Origin of the sequence: Anaerostipes faecis, assembly GCF_910574135.1 — a bacterium.
In the GTDB taxonomy this organism is placed as follows: domain Bacteria; phylum Bacillota; class Clostridia; order Lachnospirales; family Lachnospiraceae; genus Anaerostipes; species Anaerostipes hominis.
Genome location: NZ_CAJSYK010000001.1, coordinates 1 through 21,207, shown reverse-complemented (window position 1 = coordinate 21,207; position 21,207 = coordinate 1). Strand labels below are relative to the sequence as shown.

20 protein-coding genes are annotated in these 21,207 nt (G+C 44.2%); 17 read left to right on the top strand and 3 right to left on the bottom strand.

Features of this window, described 5'->3' with window-relative positions:
• Positions 1-5 precede the first annotated feature (5 nt).
• Positions 6-1,199, top strand: a complete 1,194-nt coding sequence (locus QGT46_RS00100; protein ID WP_024727288.1) for an electron transfer flavoprotein subunit alpha — start codon at positions 6-8, stop codon at positions 1,197-1,199.
• Between the two features lie 2 nt (positions 1,200-1,201).
• The gene (locus QGT46_RS00095; protein ID WP_270432858.1) at positions 1,202-2,605 is read left to right on the top strand and encodes an FAD-binding oxidoreductase; all 1,404 of its coding nucleotides are present in this window, start codon (positions 1,202-1,204) and stop codon (positions 2,603-2,605) included.
• A 65-nt stretch (positions 2,606-2,670) separates the two neighbouring features.
• On the opposite strand, the gene QGT46_RS00090 is transcribed toward QGT46_RS00095, so the two are convergent.
• The gene (locus QGT46_RS00090) at positions 2,671-3,192 is read right to left on the bottom strand and encodes a flavin reductase family protein (protein WP_024727290.1); all 522 of its coding nucleotides are present in this window, start codon (positions 3,190-3,192) and stop codon (positions 2,671-2,673) included.
• Between the two features lie 143 nt (positions 3,193-3,335).
• On the opposite strand from QGT46_RS00090, the gene aspS reads away from it, so the two are divergent.
• The 4 genes from aspS (at position 3,336) to QGT46_RS00070 (ending at position 7,843) form a co-directional block, all read left to right on the top strand.
• Positions 3,336-5,135 carry an aspartate--tRNA ligase gene (aspS, locus tag QGT46_RS00085; protein WP_270432855.1) on the top strand — a complete coding sequence of 600 codons (1,800 nt, stop codon included), beginning with the start codon at positions 3,336-3,338 and terminating at the stop codon, positions 5,133-5,135.
• Between the two features lie 13 nt (positions 5,136-5,148).
• The gene (locus QGT46_RS00080) at positions 5,149-5,619 is read left to right on the top strand and encodes an ACT domain-containing protein (protein ID WP_006566840.1); all 471 of its coding nucleotides are present in this window, start codon (positions 5,149-5,151) and stop codon (positions 5,617-5,619) included.
• Between the two features lie 31 nt (positions 5,620-5,650).
• Positions 5,651-6,886 carry a serine hydroxymethyltransferase gene (gene glyA, locus QGT46_RS00075; RefSeq protein WP_024727292.1) on the top strand — a complete coding sequence of 412 codons (1,236 nt, stop codon included), beginning with the start codon at positions 5,651-5,653 and terminating at the stop codon, positions 6,884-6,886.
• A gap of 222 nt (positions 6,887-7,108) precedes the next feature.
• Positions 7,109-7,843, top strand: coding sequence for an HAD family hydrolase (locus tag QGT46_RS00070; protein WP_270432849.1), 735 nt, complete (start codon positions 7,109-7,111; stop codon positions 7,841-7,843).
• A gap of 60 nt (positions 7,844-7,903) precedes the next feature.
• Here the strand turns inward: QGT46_RS00070 and QGT46_RS00065 are convergent, their stop codons facing one another.
• On the bottom strand, positions 7,904-8,539 hold the full coding sequence (locus QGT46_RS00065) for a lactate utilization protein (protein ID WP_148460088.1): 636 nt from the start codon (positions 8,537-8,539) through the stop codon (positions 7,904-7,906).
• 86 nt (positions 8,540-8,625) lie between these two features.
• Between QGT46_RS00065 and QGT46_RS00060 the strand changes: the two genes are divergently transcribed.
• The 11 genes from QGT46_RS00060 (at position 8,626) to QGT46_RS00010 (ending at position 20,710) form a co-directional block, all read left to right on the top strand.
• On the top strand, positions 8,626-10,632 hold the full coding sequence (locus QGT46_RS00060) for a DNA topoisomerase (RefSeq protein WP_270432847.1): 2,007 nt from the start codon (positions 8,626-8,628) through the stop codon (positions 10,630-10,632).
• A 2-nt stretch (positions 10,633-10,634) separates the two neighbouring features.
• Positions 10,635-11,303, top strand: a complete 669-nt coding sequence (locus tag QGT46_RS00055) for a UDP-N-acetylglucosamine pyrophosphorylase (RefSeq protein WP_095143004.1) — start codon at positions 10,635-10,637, stop codon at positions 11,301-11,303.
• A 22-nt stretch (positions 11,304-11,325) separates the two neighbouring features.
• Positions 11,326-12,204: a hypothetical protein gene (locus QGT46_RS00050; protein ID WP_024727296.1), complete on the top strand. Its 879-nt coding sequence runs from the start codon at positions 11,326-11,328 to the stop codon at positions 12,202-12,204.
• Positions 12,205-12,451: 247 nt separating this feature from the next.
• On the top strand, positions 12,452-12,649 hold the full coding sequence (locus QGT46_RS00045) for an HD domain-containing protein (RefSeq protein ID WP_235824658.1): 198 nt from the start codon (positions 12,452-12,454) through the stop codon (positions 12,647-12,649).
• 457 nt (positions 12,650-13,106) lie between these two features.
• On the top strand, positions 13,107-13,985 hold the full coding sequence (locus QGT46_RS00040) for a class II fructose-bisphosphate aldolase (RefSeq protein WP_024727298.1): 879 nt from the start codon (positions 13,107-13,109) through the stop codon (positions 13,983-13,985).
• 32 nt (positions 13,986-14,017) lie between these two features.
• Positions 14,018-15,067 carry a zinc-dependent alcohol dehydrogenase gene (locus QGT46_RS00035; protein WP_024727299.1) on the top strand — a complete coding sequence of 350 codons (1,050 nt, stop codon included), beginning with the start codon at positions 14,018-14,020 and terminating at the stop codon, positions 15,065-15,067.
• Positions 15,068-15,352: 285 nt separating this feature from the next.
• Positions 15,353-16,321: a sugar-binding transcriptional regulator gene (locus tag QGT46_RS00030; protein ID WP_143266070.1), complete on the top strand. Its 969-nt coding sequence runs from the start codon at positions 15,353-15,355 to the stop codon at positions 16,319-16,321.
• Positions 16,322-16,353: 32 nt separating this feature from the next.
• Complete coding sequence (locus QGT46_RS00025; protein ID WP_024727301.1) at positions 16,354-17,511, top strand: iron-containing alcohol dehydrogenase; 1,158 nt, start codon at positions 16,354-16,356, stop codon at positions 17,509-17,511.
• A 264-nt stretch (positions 17,512-17,775) separates the two neighbouring features.
• The gene (locus QGT46_RS00020; RefSeq protein ID WP_024727302.1) at positions 17,776-18,468 is read left to right on the top strand and encodes an iron-sulfur cluster assembly scaffold protein; all 693 of its coding nucleotides are present in this window, start codon (positions 17,776-17,778) and stop codon (positions 18,466-18,468) included.
• A gap of 12 nt (positions 18,469-18,480) precedes the next feature.
• Positions 18,481-19,491, top strand: a complete 1,011-nt coding sequence (locus QGT46_RS00015; RefSeq protein WP_148460400.1) for a GGGtGRT protein — start codon at positions 18,481-18,483, stop codon at positions 19,489-19,491.
• A gap of 436 nt (positions 19,492-19,927) precedes the next feature.
• A complete protein-coding gene (locus tag QGT46_RS00010) occupies positions 19,928-20,710 on the top strand; it encodes a zinc ribbon domain-containing protein (RefSeq protein ID WP_270432839.1) in 783 nt (260 codons plus the stop codon).
• Between the two features lie 259 nt (positions 20,711-20,969).
• On the opposite strand, the gene QGT46_RS00005 is transcribed toward QGT46_RS00010, so the two are convergent.
• The coding region (locus tag QGT46_RS00005) for an integrase core domain-containing protein (RefSeq protein WP_301588972.1) at positions 20,970-21,207 on the bottom strand (238 nt) is incomplete at its 5' end.

Genomic DNA, 21,207 nt, shown 5'->3' with positions numbered 1-21,207 from the left:
TACATATGGCAAAGTTAGAAATTAATCAGGAAAAAATAACGGATCTCAGTGAACTGATTAAAATTTGTCCGTTTGGGGCGATGGAAGAAAAAGACGGAAAACTGGAGATCAATTCGGCCTGTAAGATGTGCAGACTGTGTGTGAAGAAAGGACCGGAAGGAGCCGTCACTTATGTGGAGGACCAGAAGGCAGAAGAGATTGATAAATCCTTATGGAACGGAATCGTAGTGTATGTTGACCATGTGGACGGCAAGATACACCCGGTGACTTATGAACTGATCGGAAAGGCAAAAGAACTGGCCAAAAAGATTTCTCATCCTGTGTATGCCCTGTTCATCGGAAGCGATATTAAAGAAAAGAGCAGGGAACTGCTGCATTATGGAGTTGATCAGGTATTTTTATATGACGACCCGGAACTGAGCCGTTTTAAAATAGAACCGTATACGGCAGTCTTTGAAGACTTTATACAAAAACAGCATCCATCCGCTATCTTAGTAGGTGCAACAACTGTCGGAAGACAGCTGGCCCCAAGAGTAGCAGCCAGAATGAAGACAGGGCTTACGGCGGACTGTACGATCCTTGAGATGAATGAAAACACAGATCTGTCCCAGATACGGCCTGCCTTCGGCGGAAATATTATGGCACATATCACAACACCCAATCACCGTCCGCAGATGGCAACCGTCCGCTATAAAGTGATGAATGCTCCGGAACGGATGGAGGAAGAACAGGGTGAAATTGTAGAATGTTCGATTGAAAAGGATAAACTTAAGACAAATGTTGAAGTTCTTGATATTGTTCTGAAAGAGAAGGAAAAGTTCATTGAATCTGCCGATGTCCTCGTAGTGGCGGGACGCGGTGTCAAAAAAGAAGAGGATCTCCTGATGCTGGAAGAATTGGCAGACCTTCTCGGCGGGCAGTTGGCATGTACAAGGCCAGTGGCAGAGAACGGCTGGCTGGATGCAAAACGGCAGGTGGGCTTAAGCGGCCGTACTGTCCGCCCGAAACTGATCATCACCTGCGGGGTGTCCGGTGCCATTCAGTTTGTTGCCGGCATGGATCATTCAGACCAGATCATTGCCATCAATAAGGATGAGAAAGCTTCTATCTTCAAGGTAGCCCATTACGGTCTGGTGGGGGATTTATATGAGGTCATTCCTCAGTTCATTGAAAAAATCAAAGAGAGTCAGGGGGCATAGCTATGGGATATAAAAGATTAGATGAAAAAGATCTTATGTACATAAAGCAGGTAATCGGTGATGACGAACGTATTTTATACGGAGAAAATATAAATGAGGAATACAGCCATGACGAGCTGAGCGGTACCCAGAGTTATCCTGACGTTGTAGTAAAGGCAGCAAATGCAGAAGAGATTTCAAAGATCATGTCCTACGCATATGAACACACGATTCCGGTCACTCCAAGGGGAGCGGGCACAGGGCTTGTGGGATCTTCTGTGGCAATGGAACACGGGATTATGATGGATACCAGTCTGATGAATCAGATCCTTGAACTGGACGAAGAAAATCTGACGGTAACCGTGGAGCCTGGAGTGCTCCTGATGGAGCTGTCAGCATTTGTAGAGGATCATGACTTTTTCTACCCGCCGGACCCGGGGGAGAAATCTGCAACTATCGGAGGAAATATCAGTACAAATGCCGGAGGCATGCGGGCAGTAAAATATGGGGTTACAAGAGATTATGTCCGTGGACTGGAAGTGGTTCTGCCCAACGGAAAGATTGTAGAGTTCGGAGGGAAAATCGTGAAGAACAGTTCCGGTTATGCGATGAAGGATCTGATGGTAGGGTCCGAGGGAACACTGGGAATTATTACGAAGGCGGTTCTTAAACTGCTTCCGCTTCCGAAAAAAGCGATCAGTCTTCTGATACCGTTTGAAAATCTTAACTCGGCGATACAGACGGTGCCGGAGATCATCAAGTCCAAAGCGATTCCTACGGCAATCGAATTCATGCAGAGAGAGGTTATTGAGGATGCCGAAGAATATTTGGGCAAAAAGTTCCCGGACCATCAGGCAGACGCATACCTTCTTCTGAAATTCGATGGAAATTCGGCCGATGAGATCGAAGCGGACTACGATAAGGTCGCAAAACTCTGTTTAAGTCAGGGCGCACTGGATGTGCTGATCTCCGATACAGAAGAGCGGGACGAATCCATCTGGAAAGCCAGAGGTGCATTTCTGGAAGCGATCAAAGGATCTACCACCTATATGGACGAGGTGGATGTGGTCGTTCCAAGAAATAAGATCAGTGAGATGGTTGAGTATATGCACAATCTTCACAGCGAAGTGGACATCAGGATCAAGAGCTTTGGCCACGCGGGGGACGGAAATCTCCATGCTTATATTTTGAAGGACGATCTGACCGAGGAACAATGGCAGGAGCGGATGACGCTGGCAATGGAAAAAATATACCGGAAAGCGAATGAACTAAACGGTCAGGTGTCCGGGGAACACGGCATAGGATATGCCAAGAAGCCATATCTTAATGAGTCTTTAGAAGAAGAAACCATGAATATCATGAGGGGAATCAAAGCAGCCTTTGACCCGAAAAATATCCTGAACCCTCACAAAGTATGCCAGCTTTAAATTTCATATATACTGTTTCATAAAAAACCGGCGGAGAACATGTTTTCCGCCGGTTTTTTATGGTATTAATCCTGTTTTACGAGAATCTGTTCGATCTCTGCCACATAGAGAGTATGGTAGTCTTTATCCGCATACCACTGAGCATCCAGTGCTTTTGCGTCTCCTATAAATCCTTCCGGGTCCATCGGCTGGCTGTACAGCTTTCTGCAGATCAGAACGATTTTTGCTTCCTCAAAGTAAGGGATGCCGTTGGCATCTGTCGGTGTAAGTCTTGTTTTTGCAATTTTATCTTCGGTCCGTCCTGACACACTTCCGAGATAAGTCAGGTCCTTCTTAAATGCTTCATCATAAAATGACAGCGAGAAAGTTTCAGAGTTATCGATAAATTCTTTCGTATAGCGCTGCGGACGGATCACAGATACTGCCACGTCCTTGCCCCACATGACTCCGAATCCACCCCATGATGCGGTCATCGTATTGATCTTGCCTTCTTCATTTTTGGCGGTTACCAGCATCCAGTCCTTCCCTATGAGACGGAAGGCACTCTGGTCAAAATCTTCTGGTGCAACAATTGCATATTCACTCATGTTACTTGCCTCCTTTTTTGTGTAATTACCATTATAATGCAAAAATGATGTAATGTCTATAAAACCTGCAAGTTTCATTGAAATCCTGCCATCCCTTATGCTATAATGACAGACAGGTTTAATATATGTAAGGAGGAAGCAGCATGGCAGAGTCAATGGCCGGGCTATCACGGAGCCACCGGTGTACAGAAGTGGGCCGTGAAAATATCGGCGAGAAAGTAACCGTCATGGGATGGGTACAGAAGAGAAGAAATTTAGGAAGTCTTATATTTGTAGATTTAAGAGACCGTTCAGGATTATTGCAGCTGGTCTTTGATGAAGATACATTGTCAAGTGAAGATTATGAAAAAGCCAATTCCCTGAGAAATGAATATGTGATCGCGGCGGCAGGGGAAGTACAAAAACGAAGCGCCGCTGTCAATGAGAATTTAAAGACAGGGGATATCGAGATCAAGGTGACAGACTTAAGAACCCTGTCGGAGTCAAAAACACCGCCATTTCCTGTCGACGCGGAACAGACCGTAAAAGACGAGCTGCGGCTCAAATACCGCTACCTGGATTTAAGAAGGCCGAACCTTCAAAAGAATCTCCTCGTGAGGAGTCAGGTGACCAAAGCGGCAAGAGACTTTTTAGCAGAAGAAGGATTTTTGGAGATCGAGACACCGATTCTTGGAAAAAGCACACCGGAGGGGGCCAGGGATTATCTCGTGCCGAGCCGTGTGCATCCGGGCAGCTTTTACGGACTTCCCCAGTCACCGCAGCTTTTTAAGCAGCTTTTGATGTGTTCAGGGGTAGACCGCTACTACCAGATTGCAAAGTGTTTCAGAGATGAGGATTTAAGGGCGGACCGTCAGCCGGAGTTTACACAGATCGATATGGAGCTTTCTTTCGTCGATGTAGATGACGTGATCGATGTCAACGAGCGCCTGTTAAAGAGAGTGTTTAAAGAAGTGCTGGACGTGGATGTGCAGATTCCGATGAAGCGTCTCACTTACCAGGAAGCCATGGACCGGTTCGGTTCCGACAAGCCGGATACAAGGTTTGGCATGGAACTCATTAACGTATCGGAAACAGTGAAAGATTGTGATTTTATGGTCTTTAAAGGAGCTTTGGAAAATGGAGGCTCCGTGCGCGGACTGAACGCAGAAGGACTGGGAGATCTGGGACGCAAGAAGATCGATGCTTTTGTAGATTCCGCCAAAGAGTTCGGTGCAAGGGGACTCGCCTATATCCAGCTGAAGCAGGATGGAAGCGTAAAATCTTCTTTTGCCAAGTTCATGAAAGAGGAAGAGATGACGGCGCTGATCGATGCGATGCAGGGGAAACCTGGAGATCTGCTTCTGTTTGCGGCCGACAAAGACTCTGTCGTCTATGATGTCCTCGGAAACCTTCGTCTGGAGATCGGCAGAAAATATGAAATGATCGATGAATCCTTATATAATTTCTTATGGGTGACAGAATTCCCTCTTCTGGAATGGAACGAAGAACAGAACCGCTATACGGCGATGCATCATCCATTTACTATGCCAATGGAAGAGGATTTAAAGTACATTGAAACAGATCCCGGAAGAGTCAGGGCAAAGGCCTATGATATCGTTTTAAACGGCACAGAACTCGGAGGGGGGTCCGTGAGGATTCACCGCGATGATATTCAGAAAGCCATGTTTAAGGCTCTTGGATTCAGCGATGAGGATGCCAATGAAAGATTCGGATTCCTCCTGGAGGCTTTCCAGTACGGAGTACCGCCTCATGCAGGCCTTGCTTACGGCCTGGACCGTCTTGTCATGTGGATGACAGGGGAGGACAGTATCCGTGATGTCATTGCATTCCCGAAAATAAAGGACGCCTCCTGCCTGATGACACAGGCACCGGGAGGGGTGGACACAGAGCAGCTGGATGAGCTTGGAATAGATTTGAAAGAAAACGATACGAACGAGGAATAAGGAGAAGCAGATTATGGAGAAAATGTTATTTAGCGGCGTGTTATCAAACACAGATGTTGCACAGGTGGCGATCAAAGGTCTGAAGCATGAACCGGGGATCGCGGCGAAACTGTTTACCGCCATCGCGGACAAAGGGATCAATGTAGAACTGATCCTGCAGTCCATCGGGAGAAAAGACAGCAAAGACATTTCCTTTGTTGTGAAAAAATCTGATGCGGATGCCGCGGTGGAGACCTTAAAAGAAACCTTTCAGGAAGGCTCTTATAAAGAAATTGTTTCTGACAAAAACGTGGGTATTGTATCCATTGTGGGGGCAGGAATGATGTCAAACTCAGGGGCGGCATCTAAAATGTTTGAAGCTCTTTATAACAAAGGCGTAAATATCCATATGATCTATACTTCTGAGATCAAGATCACAGTCCTGATCAGAGAAAGCCGTGTGGAAACAGCAGTGGAAGCACTGAAAGAACAATTCCAAGACTAACATCATCAATATATAACAGGAGGACACCAAGATGTTCGATTTTAGCGAAGTTAAGAATTATGATCCTGAAGTTGCCGAGGCAATGCAGGACGAGTTATCCAGACAGAGAAACAATCTGGAACTAATTGCCTCTGAGAACTTAGTTTCAAAGGCAGTCATGGCAGCCATGGGCAGCCACCTGACCAACAAATATGCGGAAGGATATCCCGGAAAGAGATATTACGGCGGCTGTGAGTTCGTGGATGTAGTGGAGAATCTGGCAAGAGAACGTGCAAAAGAACTGTTCGGATGTGAATATGTCAATGTTCAGCCACACTCAGGTGCACAGGCGAATATGGCAGTATTTTTTGCGGTCTTAAATCCAGGGGATACTTATATGGGAATGAGTCTGGACCACGGCGGTCATTTATCCCACGGAAGCCCGGTCAACATGTCAGGGAAATATTACAACTGCGTGCCTTACGGCGTCAATGACGAGGGATTCCTCGACTATGATGAAGTGCTCCGCATAGCGAAGGAGTGCAGCCCGAAGCTGATCATTGCAGGAGCGAGCGCTTATGCGAGATCCATTGACTTTAAGAAGTTCCGTGAGATTGCAGATGAAGTCGGAGCCGTTCTTATGGTGGACATGGCACATATCGCAGGCCTTGTGGCGGCAGGCGTACATCAGAGTCCGATTCCATATGCCCATGTGACGACAACAACCACCCATAAGACTCTAAGAGGTCCCCGCGGCGGTATGATCATGTGCAGCAATGAGATTAATGAAAAATACAACTTTAACAAAGCTATCTTCCCTGGCATTCAAGGTGGCCCGCTGATGCATGTGATTGCCGGAAAAGCCGTGTGCTTCAAAGAAGCGCTGTCCGATGATTTTAAAGAGTATGGAAAACAGGTGGTGAAGAATGCAAAAGCACTGGCAAAAGCTCTCATTGAAGAGGGATTTGATATTGTATCCGGCGGTACAGACAACCATTTGATGCTGGTGGATCTTAAAAAATATGATCTGACCGGAAAAGAAGCAGAAAAAGTTTTGGATTCCATTCACATCACCTGTAATAAAAATACAGTGCCGAATGATCCGAAATCTCCGTTCGTTACATCAGGACTCCGTCTCGGAACACCTGCAGTGACAACCAGAGGATTAACAGAAGAGGATATGGCGGTGATCGCCAAGGCAATCCGGCTTACACTTTTAGACCAGAAGCTTGAAGAAGCAAAACAGCTTGTAAAAGAATTGACAGCAAAATATCCTTTATATGAGTAATCTGAAAAAAGCTTAAAACGTAAGAAAGTACAGCCGGGTCATCGGGCTGTACTTTTTTGTCATAAATTAATTACTTTCTGCAGAAGAGAGGAATTCATAAAATGGAGGAAGCAAAAGCCAGAAAGCAGATCAGGGAAGAACAGATGAGACGGATTGAAAATGATTAATGACAGCCAAGGTCATTCCGCAGGAGGTGAATATTAAAAAACGTTTGCGGAAGCAATGAAAAAGAATCTGGAGAAAGATGATCTGCTGGTCAGAATCGGAGGGGATGAATTGAGCTTAAAAGGGATTGTATTTGATTTTAACGGAACGATGTATATTGATGGGGACAAACAGGAAGCTGCGTGGTTTGAATTTTTTCAGAGACATGCAAATGGGAAGTATACGGTCGAACAGCTTCACAAAATGATCCACGGGATCAATGGAGGAGAATTTTTGAAAATGGCTCTAAATCCTGATCTCACAGAACAGGAGATTTATGACCTGACAGAGGAAAAGGAAGATATTTACAGGGAAATGTGTCTGAATGATTCGAAGGGGATAAATTTTACAGAAGGCCTTCCGGAATTTCTCACCAAGCTTAAAGAACATGCGGTGCCTTTTGCTATAGCCACGGCATCAGCCATTGGGAATGTGAGATTTTATATGAAGCATATGCACCTTACCCATTGGATTCCGGCAGAACATATTGTTTATGACGACGGAACCTTCAAGGGCAAGCCTGAGCCGGATATTTACCTGATGGCCATGGAGAGAATCGGCCTCAGTCCCGAAAAATGCGTCGTCTTTGAGGATGCAGCTGCGGGGATTGAAGCTGCCAGAAGGGCAGGGGCAGGAAAGATTATAGCCATTGGGCCGAAAAAAGAGCATGAAAGGCTTCTTGGACTCCCGGGAGTCACGGCTGTCATCGAGGATTTCAGAGAAGTCGGACTGGAGCTGTTGGAAACAGTCTGACAGAGAAAAGCAAAAACAGGTGTTCGAAAATTTGCTTCTTCCGGAACACCTGTTTTTGCTTTAATAACCCAGATCTTCTCCAACTAAGATGACCTTGATCCGGTCTTTCTGGCCGCATCTTCTGGTGATGAGCAGATGAGAACAGATAGAGGAATTGCCGTAACATTCTCCGCAGTGTCCTGTGATGGAACACGGAGTTTTCAGTCCCAGACGGATCGTGTTCGGACAGGAAGCCTTGCTCCTCGTCCTGTGTACGCCTTCTTCCACGGTGCTTACCACTTTGTTCATTCCGACGACCAGGATCACCTGTCTTGGCCCGTAGCTTAAACAACCTACACGGTTGCCGGAGCCGTCGATATTAATCAGTTCCCCTTCCAGTGTGATGGCATTCGTACTCATAATATAGGTGTCGGCGAGGACCGCCTTTGCATAAATCTGCCTCTGTTCCTCATAATTCTTTGCCGCTGACCGGTCCACAGCTTCATACTGTCCGGAATTCTTTACGGCATCTATAAGGCCGATCTCTGCCGCACTCATGGAACCGCCCCATGAAACAACAGAGCCTTTTTCTATGTAGGACAACGCTTTTTTTAAGGCTTCTTCCTTCGTAGCACAGTAAACTCCTGTAAAGTTTCTCTTTTCCATGTTCTTGATGATCGTAGCTGCAGTCACCTGATTTGCTTTTTCCATACTCATATCAAACACACTCCTTTGTTCATTTTATCTCTGGATATTATTGTATCACATGAGACCTAAATATGATATAATAGCAAAAGAAAAAAATGAAAGCAGGATTACGTTTGAAGTCATTATTTATTACAGAAAAACCAAGCGTGGCGAGAGAATTTGCCAATGCGCTGGACCTGAAACCGTCCGGCAGGGACGGATATCTGGAGAGTGAGAAAGCCGTGATTACATGGTGTGTAGGACATCTCGTCACCATGTCATATCCGGATAAGTATGATCCCAAGCTGAAGCGGTGGGATTTAGAAACACTTCCGTTTCTGCCGGAAGATTATAAGTATGAGATTATTCCGGGAGTAAAGAAACAGTACGATATTGTATGTTCACTTCTGAACCGGGAAGATATCGATACGATCTATGTGTGCACCGACTCGGGACGGGAAGGAGAATATATCTACCGGCTGGTGGACCAGGAAGCCCATGTGACCGGAAAACAGAAAAAGAGAGTCTGGATCGATTCCCAGACGAAAGAAGAGGTGCTCAGAGGGGTCCGGGAGGCCAAAGACCTGAGCGAGTATGATAATTTAGCTTCCGCCGCTTACTTGCGGGCTAAGGAAGACTATCTGATGGGGATTAACTTTTCCAGAGTGCTGACCTTAAAGTATGGCTGGACCCTTGGAAACTTTATGAAGCAAAAGCGGAGCGTCGTTGTGGCTGTGGGCAGGGTCATGACCTGTGTCCTTGGCATGATTGTCAAAAGAGAACGGGAGATCAGGAGTTTTGTTCCTACCCCTTTTTTTAAAGTGCTCTCTCACATTACACCACAGGGTGTAAAGATTGAGTCCGAATGGAAAGCGGTAAAGGGCTCCAGATATTTTGAGTCAAAGAAATTATACAAAGACAACGGGTTTTTGAAAAAAGAGGATGCAGAGGCCTTTATAAAAGAAATTGAAGAAGCCTCCGGCATGGAGACGATTGTGGAAGCTTCTGCAAAGCGTCAGGAGAAAAAGAATCCGCCGCTTTTATACAATCTGGCGGAGCTTCAGAACCAGTGCTCCAAGATGTTTAAGTTAAGTCCTGATGAGACGCTGAAGATTGTTCAGGAATTATATGAAAAAAAGCTGGTCACTTATCCGAGGACCGATGCGAGAGTTCTGTCTGTCGCTGTTTCAAAGGAGATCAGCAAAAACCTGTCTGGATTAAAAAATTACGGAATACTCTCGGAAACAGCTGCGGAGATTTTAGATAAGAAGTCCTATACCGGACTTGCAAAAACCAGGTATGTGGATGACAAAAAGATCACGGACCACTATGCCATCATCCCAACCGGACAGGCGCTGAATAACCTAAAAAGTGTTTCGCAGACCGGGCAGAAGGTGTATGAAGTAATCGTCCGGCGGTTTTTATGTATTTTTCTGCCTCCGGCGGTATATTCTAAGATAAAGCTGGTGACAAGAACGGCGGGAGAAACCTTTACGGCAAATTTCAAATTGCTTGTAGATCCCGGATATCTTTTAGTGGCCGGGGGAAAAGAGGTCAAAAAGCAAGATTCTGTATCCAAGGAGCAGATAGATGCCATACTCTCCCTGAAAAAGGGAATGAAGCTTCAGATTAAAAAACATTTAATCAAGGATGGTACTACAACACCTCCAAAACGTTATAATTCCGGTTCTTTGATCTTGGCCATGGAAAATGCGGGGCAGCTCATCGAAGACGAAGATTTAAGGGCTCAGATCAGGGGAAGCGGGATCGGAACAAGTGCAACACGGGCCGAGATTGTCAAAAAACTGCTCAACAATCAATACATAGCGCTGAATAAAAAGACCCAGACTGTAACGCCGACACTGATGGGTGAGATGATCTTTGACGTAGTCAGAGGCTCCATCCATTCTCTTCTGAATCCAGAGCTTACCGCAAGCTGGGAGAAAGGGCTTACTTATGTGGCAGAAGGCACAGTAAGTGAAGAAGAGTATATGAAGAAGCTGAATCATTTTGTTGCAAAGCATACCGATGCGGTCAAAAGGACGAATCATCAGTATGTACTGCGCAGAATGTTTGACGAGACTGCAAAATATTATGTGAATAAGAAAGGGAAAGGTGAATGAGTATGAAACAGCTGACAAATCAGGAATTATTTAAAGATATGGACCAGACGACCGCAAAAGAATTATTTGAAAAGACTACATATCCATGGGAAGTGCTGGCGCTGATCGGCGATTTTATTTTAAAGACAGGCCCGGAACTTTCCGCGGAAGAGTTTGACCGGATCGGCGACGATGTCTGGATCGCAAAATCTGCTGTGATCGCAAGGACTGCGGAGATCAATGGGCCGGCCATCATCGGGGCCGGCACTGAGGTAAGGCCGGGAGCCTTTATCCGCGGTAATGCCCTGATCGGGGAGAACTGTGTGATCGGGAACTCCACAGAGATAAAAAATGATATATTGTTTAATAACGTGCAGGTTCCCCATTATAATTACGTGGGAGATTCTATTTTGGGATATAAATCCCACATGGGTGCGGGGTCGATCACATCCAATGTAAAATCCGACAAGACCAATGTAGTGATCAAGTGCGGGGACCGGAAAATCGAAACCGGAAGAAAGAAAATAGGGGCAATCTTGGGAGACCATGTGGAAGTAGGCTGCGGCACTGTCTTAAATCCCGGGTCTGTTGTCGGAGCGAACACGAATATCTATCCGCTTTCCATGGTAAGAGGCTATATTGAGGAAAACAGTATTTATAAAAAAGCAGGGGAGATCGCCAAAAAACACTAAGACAAAGAAAGGATTTCACAGCATGAGAAAAAGAATGATGACGCTGACGCTTTTCATCTGCGTTTCTTTTGCGCTTTCCGGCTGCGGAAAAGCTTCCAAACAGGAAATCATCGAATCAGAATACTACCAGAAATTACAGGACCAAAACAAAAAGCTCAGCCAGGACCTGAAGAAATCAAGAGCAAGGGAAGATTCGCTGGACAAAAAAATTAAAGAAATACACGAATATACCGGTGACCAGAAGCTGGCTTCCTACAAAAAGGAAGTGGCAGGGAGCACCATTTCCAAGACAGATTTTGTCCGTATTCAAAAGGGAAAGGTGTACAAAAGTTTTGCCGTCACAAACGAGCCGGTTTGTAAGTTTGTGAAAAATATTGTCCAGAATTCTTATCGGATCATAGGGCTGACGGTCACTGATCTGCGGGAAAAATATCATGGCAATATTTACTCTTATGCACTGATTGATGAGGATAATACTACGTATGAATTTAAGGTTTATGGGAACAGCTATATTGTATTTGACCAGATTCCTGAAAATGTATATTGCTTCAACAATGCAAGCGTCATTGGGGACGGGCTGATCGACGCGGTCAATGTCAAACATTATCCTTCCTATCTGGAAAGGCTTGCAGATGCGTCTCTGATCATCACAGATCAGAAGCTGAAATTTAACGAAACAGCTGTTCAGGTGTCTGATCTTCTGCAGAATGCCAAGGCAGATAAGAAAAAGCATGATACTGCGAAGTGGACCGAGTACCGCTTTTATACTCAGGGGACACTGACCAGTCTTTCGATATCTGAAGAGGGAACGTCTTTTTGCATCACGGATAAAAAAGGCAGCCAAAAGTTTTATACAGCCAGTGAAAAATCACTGTCCAAGATTAAAAAATTGTTAAAGTAAATAGTTTTTATGAGGGTAACATAAATAACAAAGAAGGGGATATAAAGGTATCATAAAATGTACGCCATAAGGAGCAAAAATATATGGGGATCGTTAAGCGGACACTGAACAAAGTAGATCCCCGCCTGGTTGAACACGGAGAGAGGGCAGCTTACATCGCTCTCAGAATTTTAGAAGAGGCAGAGGGAGGGATTCCGGACGACATGCTGAAAAATGTCCTTCTGAGGAGCGGCGGACTTATCTGGAAATGCTGGAATCCTCTGTCGATTTTCGCAGTGAGTTCATGGTGCTTCACACGATCACAACGGTCAATGCCAGCATTGCTATAGCAAATATTATGGGAATTCCCGGTGACAGGTCAGACCGCCTGTATTACGGTGCTCTGCTCCATGATATCGGAAAGGTTGCCACACCGGTTGAAATCTTAGAAAAGCCGGGGCGCTGACAGAAGATCAGCTTTACAGGGAGGAAAGAATCTGTGCGGTGGCGGACAACATCAGTACCCTGATCCGAAAGCGCAGCTATAAGCAGGTCTTCTCAAATGAACAGACCATGAAGATACTCGGTGACATGCCCGGCAGTTAACAAAATAGTGAAATTTTACATTTTTACCACTCCAAATATGGGGTGTTTTTTTTATTTCATAGGAAAGTTCTACGACCTTCCCTATGAAATAAAAACGCTCCGCGGGTTGTGCACAGATGCGTAAGGAAATTATTTGCCTGGGGCAAATTGCATCTGGCACGCAAAGTTGTCAAGCCCCTCAAAGAGTGAGGGGATGCGAATGAGCATATTCACAAACTAATGTGAATATGCTTGACAAACAAATAGAACCTGCTATAATTTTAAATATAAAACATATGCACGATAAATATAGCAAATGCACAAATGGAGGTATTGGCATGATCACAGATATGGGGACAATTTTACGAAAGGCAAAAGCAGAAGGATATGGTGTTGCGGCGCCGAATGTATGGAACAGCGTTACAGTAAAGAGTGTTTTTGAAGCCGCTGAGGAGCTGAAGGCACCGGTAATCTTTGACTGCGCAGGAATCCACAGCCTGGAGGAAACGATAGACACAGTGAATTACTATAAGCATAAGTTTCCAAATGTATCCGGAGCAATCAACTTAGACCACGGCGGAGATTTTGAAGAAATTATTACAGCTATCCGGTGCGGATGCACATCTGTTATGGTAGACCGCTCTACCCTGCCGTTTGAAGAAAATGTAAAAGAGGTTGCGCAGATCGTAAAGATCGCCCATGCTGTCGGAGTTTCTGTGGAGGCAGAGCTGGGACATGTGGGACAGGGGTTTGAGTACGAGCAGACCAGAGATTCGGGACTTACGAGGAAAGAAGAGGCAGCCGAGTTCGTGAAGCAGACCGGGGTTGACTGTCTGGCAGTATCTGTGGGAACTTCCCACGGCGCTTATAAAGGAACTCCAAAGCTGGAATTTAAATTGCTGGCCGAGCTTCACCGGATGCTTGATATTCCGCTGGTTCTTCACGGGGGATCTGGAACGGGAGATGAGAACTTGCAGAGAGCGGTGAAAACAGGAATACAAAAAGTGAACTTGTGTACAGACTTGAGTAATGCAGGGCTTGCAAGGTTAAAAGAGTATCTTGGAATTGACTATGACAGTATTGTAAAAGACGGAAGTCTCGGAGAGTTCGGAAACCAGAGTGCCAACATGTATGACTTGTCAAATGCTATGGGAGAAGGCTATAAGAACTTACTGAAACATTATATGAAATTATTTGGCGGAGAAAACAGAGCATAGAGACTTTTAGGACAGTAAAAAAGGAGTAGATTATGAGCAAAGAGAAAATGAGATTTGGATGCTTAGTAAAAAAAGGAGTGGCAGTAGTCAGGGAAAGAGATTTGCCGGAAATCGGTGAGTATGATGTTCTCCTGAAAATGAAAGCCTGCAACATCTGCACTACCGACTACGGACAGTGGCTTGGTCTGAGAGAACACCAGGGATATCCGATGGCAGGAGGACATGAGGCTGCCGGCATCGTAGAAAAAGTCGGGTCCAAAGTGACTGATTTCAAGATTGGTGATCTGGTGGCAACAGGATATGAGGGCTGCGGAAACTGTTCTGCCTGCCGGAACGGGCAGGTGGACCAGTGTGAAGACATAAGAAAAGACACGGAAGATGGATACCGCTGGGGCTTCTTCGGTTTTTCAGACTACTGTGTAAAAAGTGTGAGGGGCATTTATAAAATAGCAGCTTCTGTTCATCCGGCTGAAGCAGGCTTTTTAGAGCCGCTGGCTACAGTACTCCACGGGGCAAAAAAGTTAAGGCTCAAGCCATTTGATACCGTGGTTGTCATCGGGGCAGGAACAATGGGGCTGATCAACGCACAGGTGGCAAAGGCTTATGGATGCCGTGTGATTGTATCAGAAATGATTCCGAAGAAAATTGAGACTGCCAGAGCCATGGGATTCGAGGTAATCGACTGCAGTCAGTCAGACCCGACAGAGGAAGTAAGAAAGCTGACAAAGGAAGACGGTGCAGATGCGGTCATTGCAGCTGTGGGAGTCACGGCAGCAAACGATCAGGGTCTTGAAATGCTCAAGGAAAAGGATGGTAAGCTTTTACTGTTTGCGGCAGGCTATCCGGCACCGGGATTACATATTGATTCCAACGAAATGCATTACCGAAGGATGGAACTGATCGGAACGTTCGGCGCCGACAATGAGGATTTTCAGGAAGCCGCAAGGGCGCTCAGCACAGGGGTTGTAGACGTCTCAAAATTAATTGAGGAAAAAACATTCAGTCTGGATCAGATACAGGAGGCATTTGAAGCAGCAAGCCGGCCGGGAATGTACAGGGTAAGTGTCCTGCTGGACCAGTAAAAAGGAAAGGAGAAGGATTCTAAGCAGAGCAGAAATACAGACCCTTATGGATATTGAAAAGAGTGGGGTGAAGCTGTATTTTCAGATGCAGTCAACCGACAGGAAAAACGATTTCTTTAATGCAGGCCATATTATTGCTGGGGCTGACCATTGTTTCACTCATTTTGGGCTGTCTCGGGATAATTATATAAAAGGATGAATGGTTTAGATTGACGGATCACGTATCATTTCTATATACTAGTAGTAAGACAAACAAATTTGCAGAAGACAGGGAGACGCAGGAAGTTGAAAGACGAACGGTTCATGATGAAAGTTGTAAAGATGTATTACAAAAACGGCATGTCGCAGGTGGATATCGGTAAGAAATTAAACGTGTCTAGAATGACTGTCGCAAGAGCATTGGAGCAGGCCAGAAAACAGGGATATGTACAGATCAAAATCAACTTTCCTGAAAACAGCGCTGCCAACGAAGAAGAATTCCTTGAAGAAAAATTTGACCTCAAAGAAGCGATCATAGCTTATCCCAGAGAGGGGGAGGTCATCGAAGAAATCGGGTTTCTCACAGCAGACTACATGATCAGGATAATGAAAAACCATATGACTCTGGCACTTACAAAGGGGATCACTCTTCAAAAAGCCATTCAGTATCTGGAAAAAGACATGAGGCTGAGGCTGAAAAAGTATAAGGATGTAAAAGTAGTTCCCCTGTCCGGCTCCAATAATCCGCCGGCTTCTGCAGATGAAGAATACCGTCTGGCATATTCCAATTATCTGATCGATGTGGTCGCCAAGATTTTAAAAGTAAGTGCATATCAGATCATGGCGCCGCTGGTCGTTGCAGACGAGCAGGCTAAACAGAAGTTTATGGAAGAAGAGAGTGTCCGCAATGTCATCGAGATAGCGGAAGACGCGGATGTAGCAGTGTTTGGGATCGGTGCATTGGATTACAATTCAACCATCATGAATACAGATATCATTCCTCCGGGGGAATATGATCGTCTAAAAGAAAAGGGAGGGGTCGGCGAGATTCTTTGCCATGTTTTTGACATAGAGGGAAACTTGATTGAAGATTCCTTCAACAAGCGTCTGGTCAGTATTTCATTTGAGAATTTAAAAAAGATACCAATCAGAGTAGGGGTTGCCTACGGCAAAGAAAAGCGGCAGGCAATTCTGGGCGCGCTGAGGGCAGGCATTGTAAATGTCCTGATCACCGACATGCAGGCAGCAGAATATTTGATGGATGTAGAACAATAAAACACATATAAACATAATTTAAGGAGGTCCAAATGAACAATTTCACATACTCTATTCCAACAAAGATTCATTTTGGAAAGGGACAGATCACACATTTATCCGAACTGAGGGAGAGCGGAGAAAAGGTCCTGCTCGTCTATGGAGGCGGCAGCATTAAAAAAGCAGGAATCTATGATACCGCAATGAAGATTTTGAAAGATGCAGGACTTTGTGTGTCCGAACTTTCCGGTGTGGAGCCTAATCCGCGGATAGAGTCTGTGGTAAAAGGAGTTAAAATCTGCAAGGAAGAAAAAATCGACATGGTCCTTGCAATCGGAGGAGGAAGTGTCATCGACTGCGGAAAAGTCATTGCGGCCGGAGCCTGCAGTGAAGAAGATCCATGGGAACTTGTTTTACACCCGGAAAAGATCACTGCCGCGTTGCCGATTTACTCTGTGCTTACATTGGCAGCCACCGGATCTGAAATGGATAAATTTGCAGTCATCTCCGATCTGAAGAAAAATGAAAAATGGGGAACAGCCAGTGAGCACATGAAACCAAAGATGTCCATCATGGATCCGGAGTATACTTATTCTGTTTCCAAAAAGCAGACGGCAGCAGGTACAGCAGATATAATCAGCCATATTTTTGAAAATTATTTTACCAATGTGTCCAATGCTGATGTACAGGCACGGTTTGCGGAAGGCCTTTTAAAGAACTGTTTTTACTATGGACCTATTGCACTGGAACACCCGGATGATTATGACGCCAGGGCCAATCTCATGTGGACATCCAGCATGGCAATCAACGGCATTCTTTCAGATGGAGCCGAGGTTGCATGGTGTGTGCATCCCATGGAGCATGAATTAAGTGCATTTTATGATATTACCCACGGGGAGGGACTTGCAATCCTCACACCTCACTGGATGGAGTTTGCACTAAATGAAGCTACCGCGAAGAAATTTGCAGACTATGGAAGAAATGTCTGGAATCTGCCGATGGCAGAAGAAAATATGGAGACAGCGAGAAAGGCCATAAACTGTACGAGAAAGTTCTTTAGGGACATGGGTCTTCCTACTACATTGAGAGAAGTAGGGATCGACGAAACCTATTTTGACATCATGGCAGAAAAAGCGGCGGCAGGTTGTAGAGGCTCCTTTGTAGAGCTCACGAAAGAAGATATCATTCATATTTATGAAAATGCATTATAGGTTCAGAGTAAAATAACAGAAAGAGGCCGGGGTCCTGTCCATGGGAACCGGCCTTTTCTGATGCGTTCTCCTGATGAGTGATTTCTTTTTCAAACACACTGTTCCAGTCCGCGAAAAAATACAAAACATTACAAAGTTATTGAGATAATTTCTTGTTTTAATTTTAACAATATGATAAAATAAGCTAGAGCAAATGAGCTTAAAAACATTACTTACATATGAGTGTGGGATGTTTATTATTTATTCACTGAAAGGAGTTTCAACATGATTTATTCACATGAAGTAGAACAAATGTGTACCGTAGCTCAGGGTGTAAACCACGGAGCTGCTCCAATCCCTGAAGAAGCAAAATGGATCAGTGCAAAAGACGTAACTGATATTTCCGGGCTGACTCACGGTATTGGCTGGTGTGCACCTCAGCAGGGGGGATGTAAGTTAACTCTGAACGTTAAAGAGGGAATCATTCAGGAAGCATTGGTAGAGACTATCGGATGCTCTGGTATGACTCACTCAGCTGCTATGGCATCTGAAATTTTACCGGGAAGAACAATTTTAGAAGCATTAAATACAGACTTAGTATGTGATGCTATCAATACAGCAATGAGAGAACTGTTCTTACAGATCGTATACGGAAGAACCCAGAGTGCTTTCTCTGAGGACGGGCTTCCGATCGGAGCAGGTCTTGAAGATTTAGGAAAAGGTTTAAGATCTCAGGTTGGTACTATGTACGGTACACTGAAAAAAGGACCTCGTTACCTTGAAATGGCTGAAGGATATGTTACAGGAATCGCTCTTGACGATGAAGAACAGATCATCGGTTACCAGTTCGTAAACTTCGGTAAGATGATGGATTTCATCAAAGCAGGCGATGACGCTCAGACAGCTTTAGACAAAGCAAAAGGTCAGTACGGCAGAGTAGATGATGCTGCTAAAATCATTGACCCAAGAAATCAATAGGAGGTAACGAACATGGCTTTATTTGAATCATATGAGAGAAGAGAGAAACAAATTCTTGCTGTATTAAAAGAATATGGTATTAATTCTATCGAAGAAGCTGCTGAAGTTACAAAGGCTGCAGGATTAGATGTATATGCTCAGGTAGAAGGCATCCAGCCAATCTGTTTTGAAAATGCAAAATGGGCTTACACCGTGGGTGCTGCCATTGCAATCAAGAAGGGCTGCAAGAGAGCTGCAGACGCTGCGGCTGCTATTGGTGAAGGCCTTCAGGCATTCTGTATCCCTGGATCAGTAGCAGACCAGCGAAAAGTAGGTCTTGGACACGGTAACTTAGGAAAAATGCTCCTGGAAGAAGAAACCGAGTGTTTCGCATTCTTAGCAGGACACGAGTCTTTTGCTGCTGCAGAAGGTGCGATCGGTATTGCCGAGAAAGCAAACAAAGTACGTCAGAACCCACTTCGTGTTATCTTAAATGGTCTTGGAAAAGATGCTGCACAGATCATTTCCAGAATCAATGGATTTACATTTGTTGAAACTAAGATGGACTATTCCACAGGAAAAGTAGAAGAAGTATTCAGAAAATCTTACTCTGAAGGTCTGAGAGCAAAGGTTAACTGCTACGGTGCAAATGATGTAACAGAAGGTGTTGCAATCATGCACAAAGAAGGCGTTGACGTTTCTATCACAGGAAACTCAACAAACCCAACACGTTTCCAGCATCCTGTTGCAGGTACATACAAAAAAGAATGTATCGAACAGGGTAAAAAATACTTCTCTGTTGCATCCGGCGGAGGTACAGGCCGTACACTTCATCCGGACAACATGGCTGCAGGACCGGCTTCTTATGGTATGACAGATACTATGGGACGTATGCATTCTGATGCACAGTTCGCAGGATCATCTTCCGTACCGGCTCACGTTGAAATGATGGGTCTGATCGGAATGGGCAATAACCCAATGGTAGGTGCAACTGTTGCAGTTGCAGTTGCGATTGAGGAAGCTGCTAAAGAAGGTAAGTTCTAAGAAATGGCTTAAAATAAGGATCTCTGATGGTGTAAGTGGCTGTCAGAGGTCCTTTTTTGGTGTGCGTAGGTTACGTATAGGTTACAAATTACACGGAACGGTTACACGGAAAATCTTTTTGACAGTGGGTTTCGGGGAGCAAAAAAGAGGCCTTCGGTGGGATACAAAATTTGTATGCCACCGTTTTCTTTCTTTTTGATTTGTATCCCACCGGAGGGTGTTTGTATCCCACCCCAAATTTAGTGTATCCCACCGGGACCTAAAAAGTTTAGAAAATTTGGCGTGTTTTTAATGGCTTGTAATCTTCTTCGAAGCACTGTTCTAAGATGAAAGAAAATGCAAAAAGAACTAGAATCATTTCTGTCCAGTCTTTTTATGGAGCAGAACCTTATGTTATAATTTAATTACAAAAGAGAAAGATTCGGAGGGAGAGAGTATGATTTGTCCGAAGTGTGGAAAAGAAAGCGTAAAGGATGCTTTGTATTGTGAGTGGTGCGGAACTCAGTTGAATCAAAAAAAGACAGTAATCTGTCCAAAGTGTGGTAGAGAGGGTATTAAGAATGCCTTATATTGTGAATGGTGTGGGGCTCAGTTAAATCAAAAAGAAATACCATCAAACAGAAATATGGAGAAATACGTCATATATAATTCAAAAAGTAAATTTTTGTGGTTAGTTTTTGCGTCAATATGTGGTGTCGGAGGAGGCCTTTTTATTTTGGGGCAAAGCAGAGAGGAATTGGCGGAATATCATATCACTGGATCAGGTCGTTTTTTAACAGGAAATCCAGATGGATTAATTATTGTAGGCTGGCTATGCATTATACTTTTTGGTGCTTTTTTATTATTCCTTTTATTGAATTATAAAAATTGTGCGAAAAGACCATGGTTTGTATTAAATTCAGATGGCTTCTATAGCTATTCAACTAATAGCGGATTTAAAGGAATGATTGGCTGGAATGAAATCAGGAATTTTCATATAGATTTACAAAATAATTCCAGATTTTTAGTCATAGAATTTATAACGAAAAATGAAAAATATGAGTCTACAAGAAAATATGCTATAGCTGAACGTAAGGCAAAGAAAAAACAAAAACAAAAGACAGTAAGAATCTTTATTAATTTTTTAGGCATTAGTGATAAAGAACTTATTGAAACAATGCATGAATTTCAAGAAAAGTATCAAAATAAAAATTTATATATACAGAATCGTTCCTTATAAATTCAAAACGTTTCATAGTTTTTAATTTTTGCTTTTTTGCAGTCGTCTACAAAAAAGAGATGTCATAAGGCATCTCTTTTTTTAGCTGTTGTATAGAAAATTTGCGGGCTATATTCTGTTTTGCATAGAAATGCTGAATGGCATAATCAAAGATAGAATTTAAAAAGCTTTTTGCTTTTTCACGAGAGGATGGTGATATTTGAATAATCTCTGATATTGTCAATATTAGTTGACACATTTTTCTCAAGCATATCACTGACTATGCGGCCAGTTCCAAATCCTCATAATACTGCCTGCGTTTTATCATAGGTGGAAGCCCACCATTGGCAGAGCATATCCTCCGGTTATTCCAGTAGCTGAGGAAGTATCTCCAAATGAGTACCTTTAATTCCTCTACAGTCATCTGCTTTGTTTCATAGCGGTCGTAGAGAAGTTCTGTCTTCATTCTGGCCCACATGCTCTCGCAACGGGCATTATCATGGCAGCGTCCTCCGGCA

Excerpts from the sequence above, each read along its gene's own strand:
- QGT46_RS00100 (WP_024727288.1), top strand. The coding sequence starts at position 6 with ATGGCAAAGTTAGAAATTAATCAGGAAAAAATAACGGATCTCAGTGAA.
- QGT46_RS00095 (WP_270432858.1), top strand. The coding sequence starts at position 1,202 with ATGGGATATAAAAGATTAGATGAAAAAGATCTTATGTACATAAAGCAG.
- QGT46_RS00090 (WP_024727290.1), bottom strand. The coding sequence starts at position 3,192 with ATGAGTGAATATGCAATTGTTGCACCAGAAGATTTTGACCAGAGTGCC.
- aspS (WP_270432855.1), top strand. The coding sequence starts at position 3,336 with ATGGCAGAGTCAATGGCCGGGCTATCACGGAGCCACCGGTGTACAGAA.
- QGT46_RS00080 (WP_006566840.1), top strand. The coding sequence starts at position 5,149 with ATGGAGAAAATGTTATTTAGCGGCGTGTTATCAAACACAGATGTTGCA.
- glyA (WP_024727292.1), top strand. The coding sequence starts at position 5,651 with ATGTTCGATTTTAGCGAAGTTAAGAATTATGATCCTGAAGTTGCCGAG.
- QGT46_RS00070 (WP_270432849.1), top strand. The coding sequence starts at position 7,109 with ATGAAAAAGAATCTGGAGAAAGATGATCTGCTGGTCAGAATCGGAGGG.
- QGT46_RS00065 (WP_148460088.1), bottom strand. The coding sequence starts at position 8,539 with ATGAGTATGGAAAAAGCAAATCAGGTGACTGCAGCTACGATCATCAAG.
- QGT46_RS00060 (WP_270432847.1), top strand. The coding sequence starts at position 8,626 with ATGAAAGCAGGATTACGTTTGAAGTCATTATTTATTACAGAAAAACCA.
- QGT46_RS00055 (WP_095143004.1), top strand. The coding sequence starts at position 10,635 with ATGAAACAGCTGACAAATCAGGAATTATTTAAAGATATGGACCAGACG.
- QGT46_RS00050 (WP_024727296.1), top strand. The coding sequence starts at position 11,326 with ATGAGAAAAAGAATGATGACGCTGACGCTTTTCATCTGCGTTTCTTTT.
- QGT46_RS00045 (WP_235824658.1), top strand. The coding sequence starts at position 12,452 with ATGCTGGAATCCTCTGTCGATTTTCGCAGTGAGTTCATGGTGCTTCAC.
- QGT46_RS00040 (WP_024727298.1), top strand. The coding sequence starts at position 13,107 with ATGATCACAGATATGGGGACAATTTTACGAAAGGCAAAAGCAGAAGGA.
- QGT46_RS00035 (WP_024727299.1), top strand. The coding sequence starts at position 14,018 with ATGAGCAAAGAGAAAATGAGATTTGGATGCTTAGTAAAAAAAGGAGTG.
- QGT46_RS00025 (WP_024727301.1), top strand. The coding sequence starts at position 16,354 with ATGAACAATTTCACATACTCTATTCCAACAAAGATTCATTTTGGAAAG.
- QGT46_RS00020 (WP_024727302.1), top strand. The coding sequence starts at position 17,776 with ATGATTTATTCACATGAAGTAGAACAAATGTGTACCGTAGCTCAGGGT.
- QGT46_RS00015 (WP_148460400.1), top strand. The coding sequence starts at position 18,481 with ATGGCTTTATTTGAATCATATGAGAGAAGAGAGAAACAAATTCTTGCT.
- QGT46_RS00010 (WP_270432839.1), top strand. The coding sequence starts at position 19,928 with ATGATTTGTCCGAAGTGTGGAAAAGAAAGCGTAAAGGATGCTTTGTAT.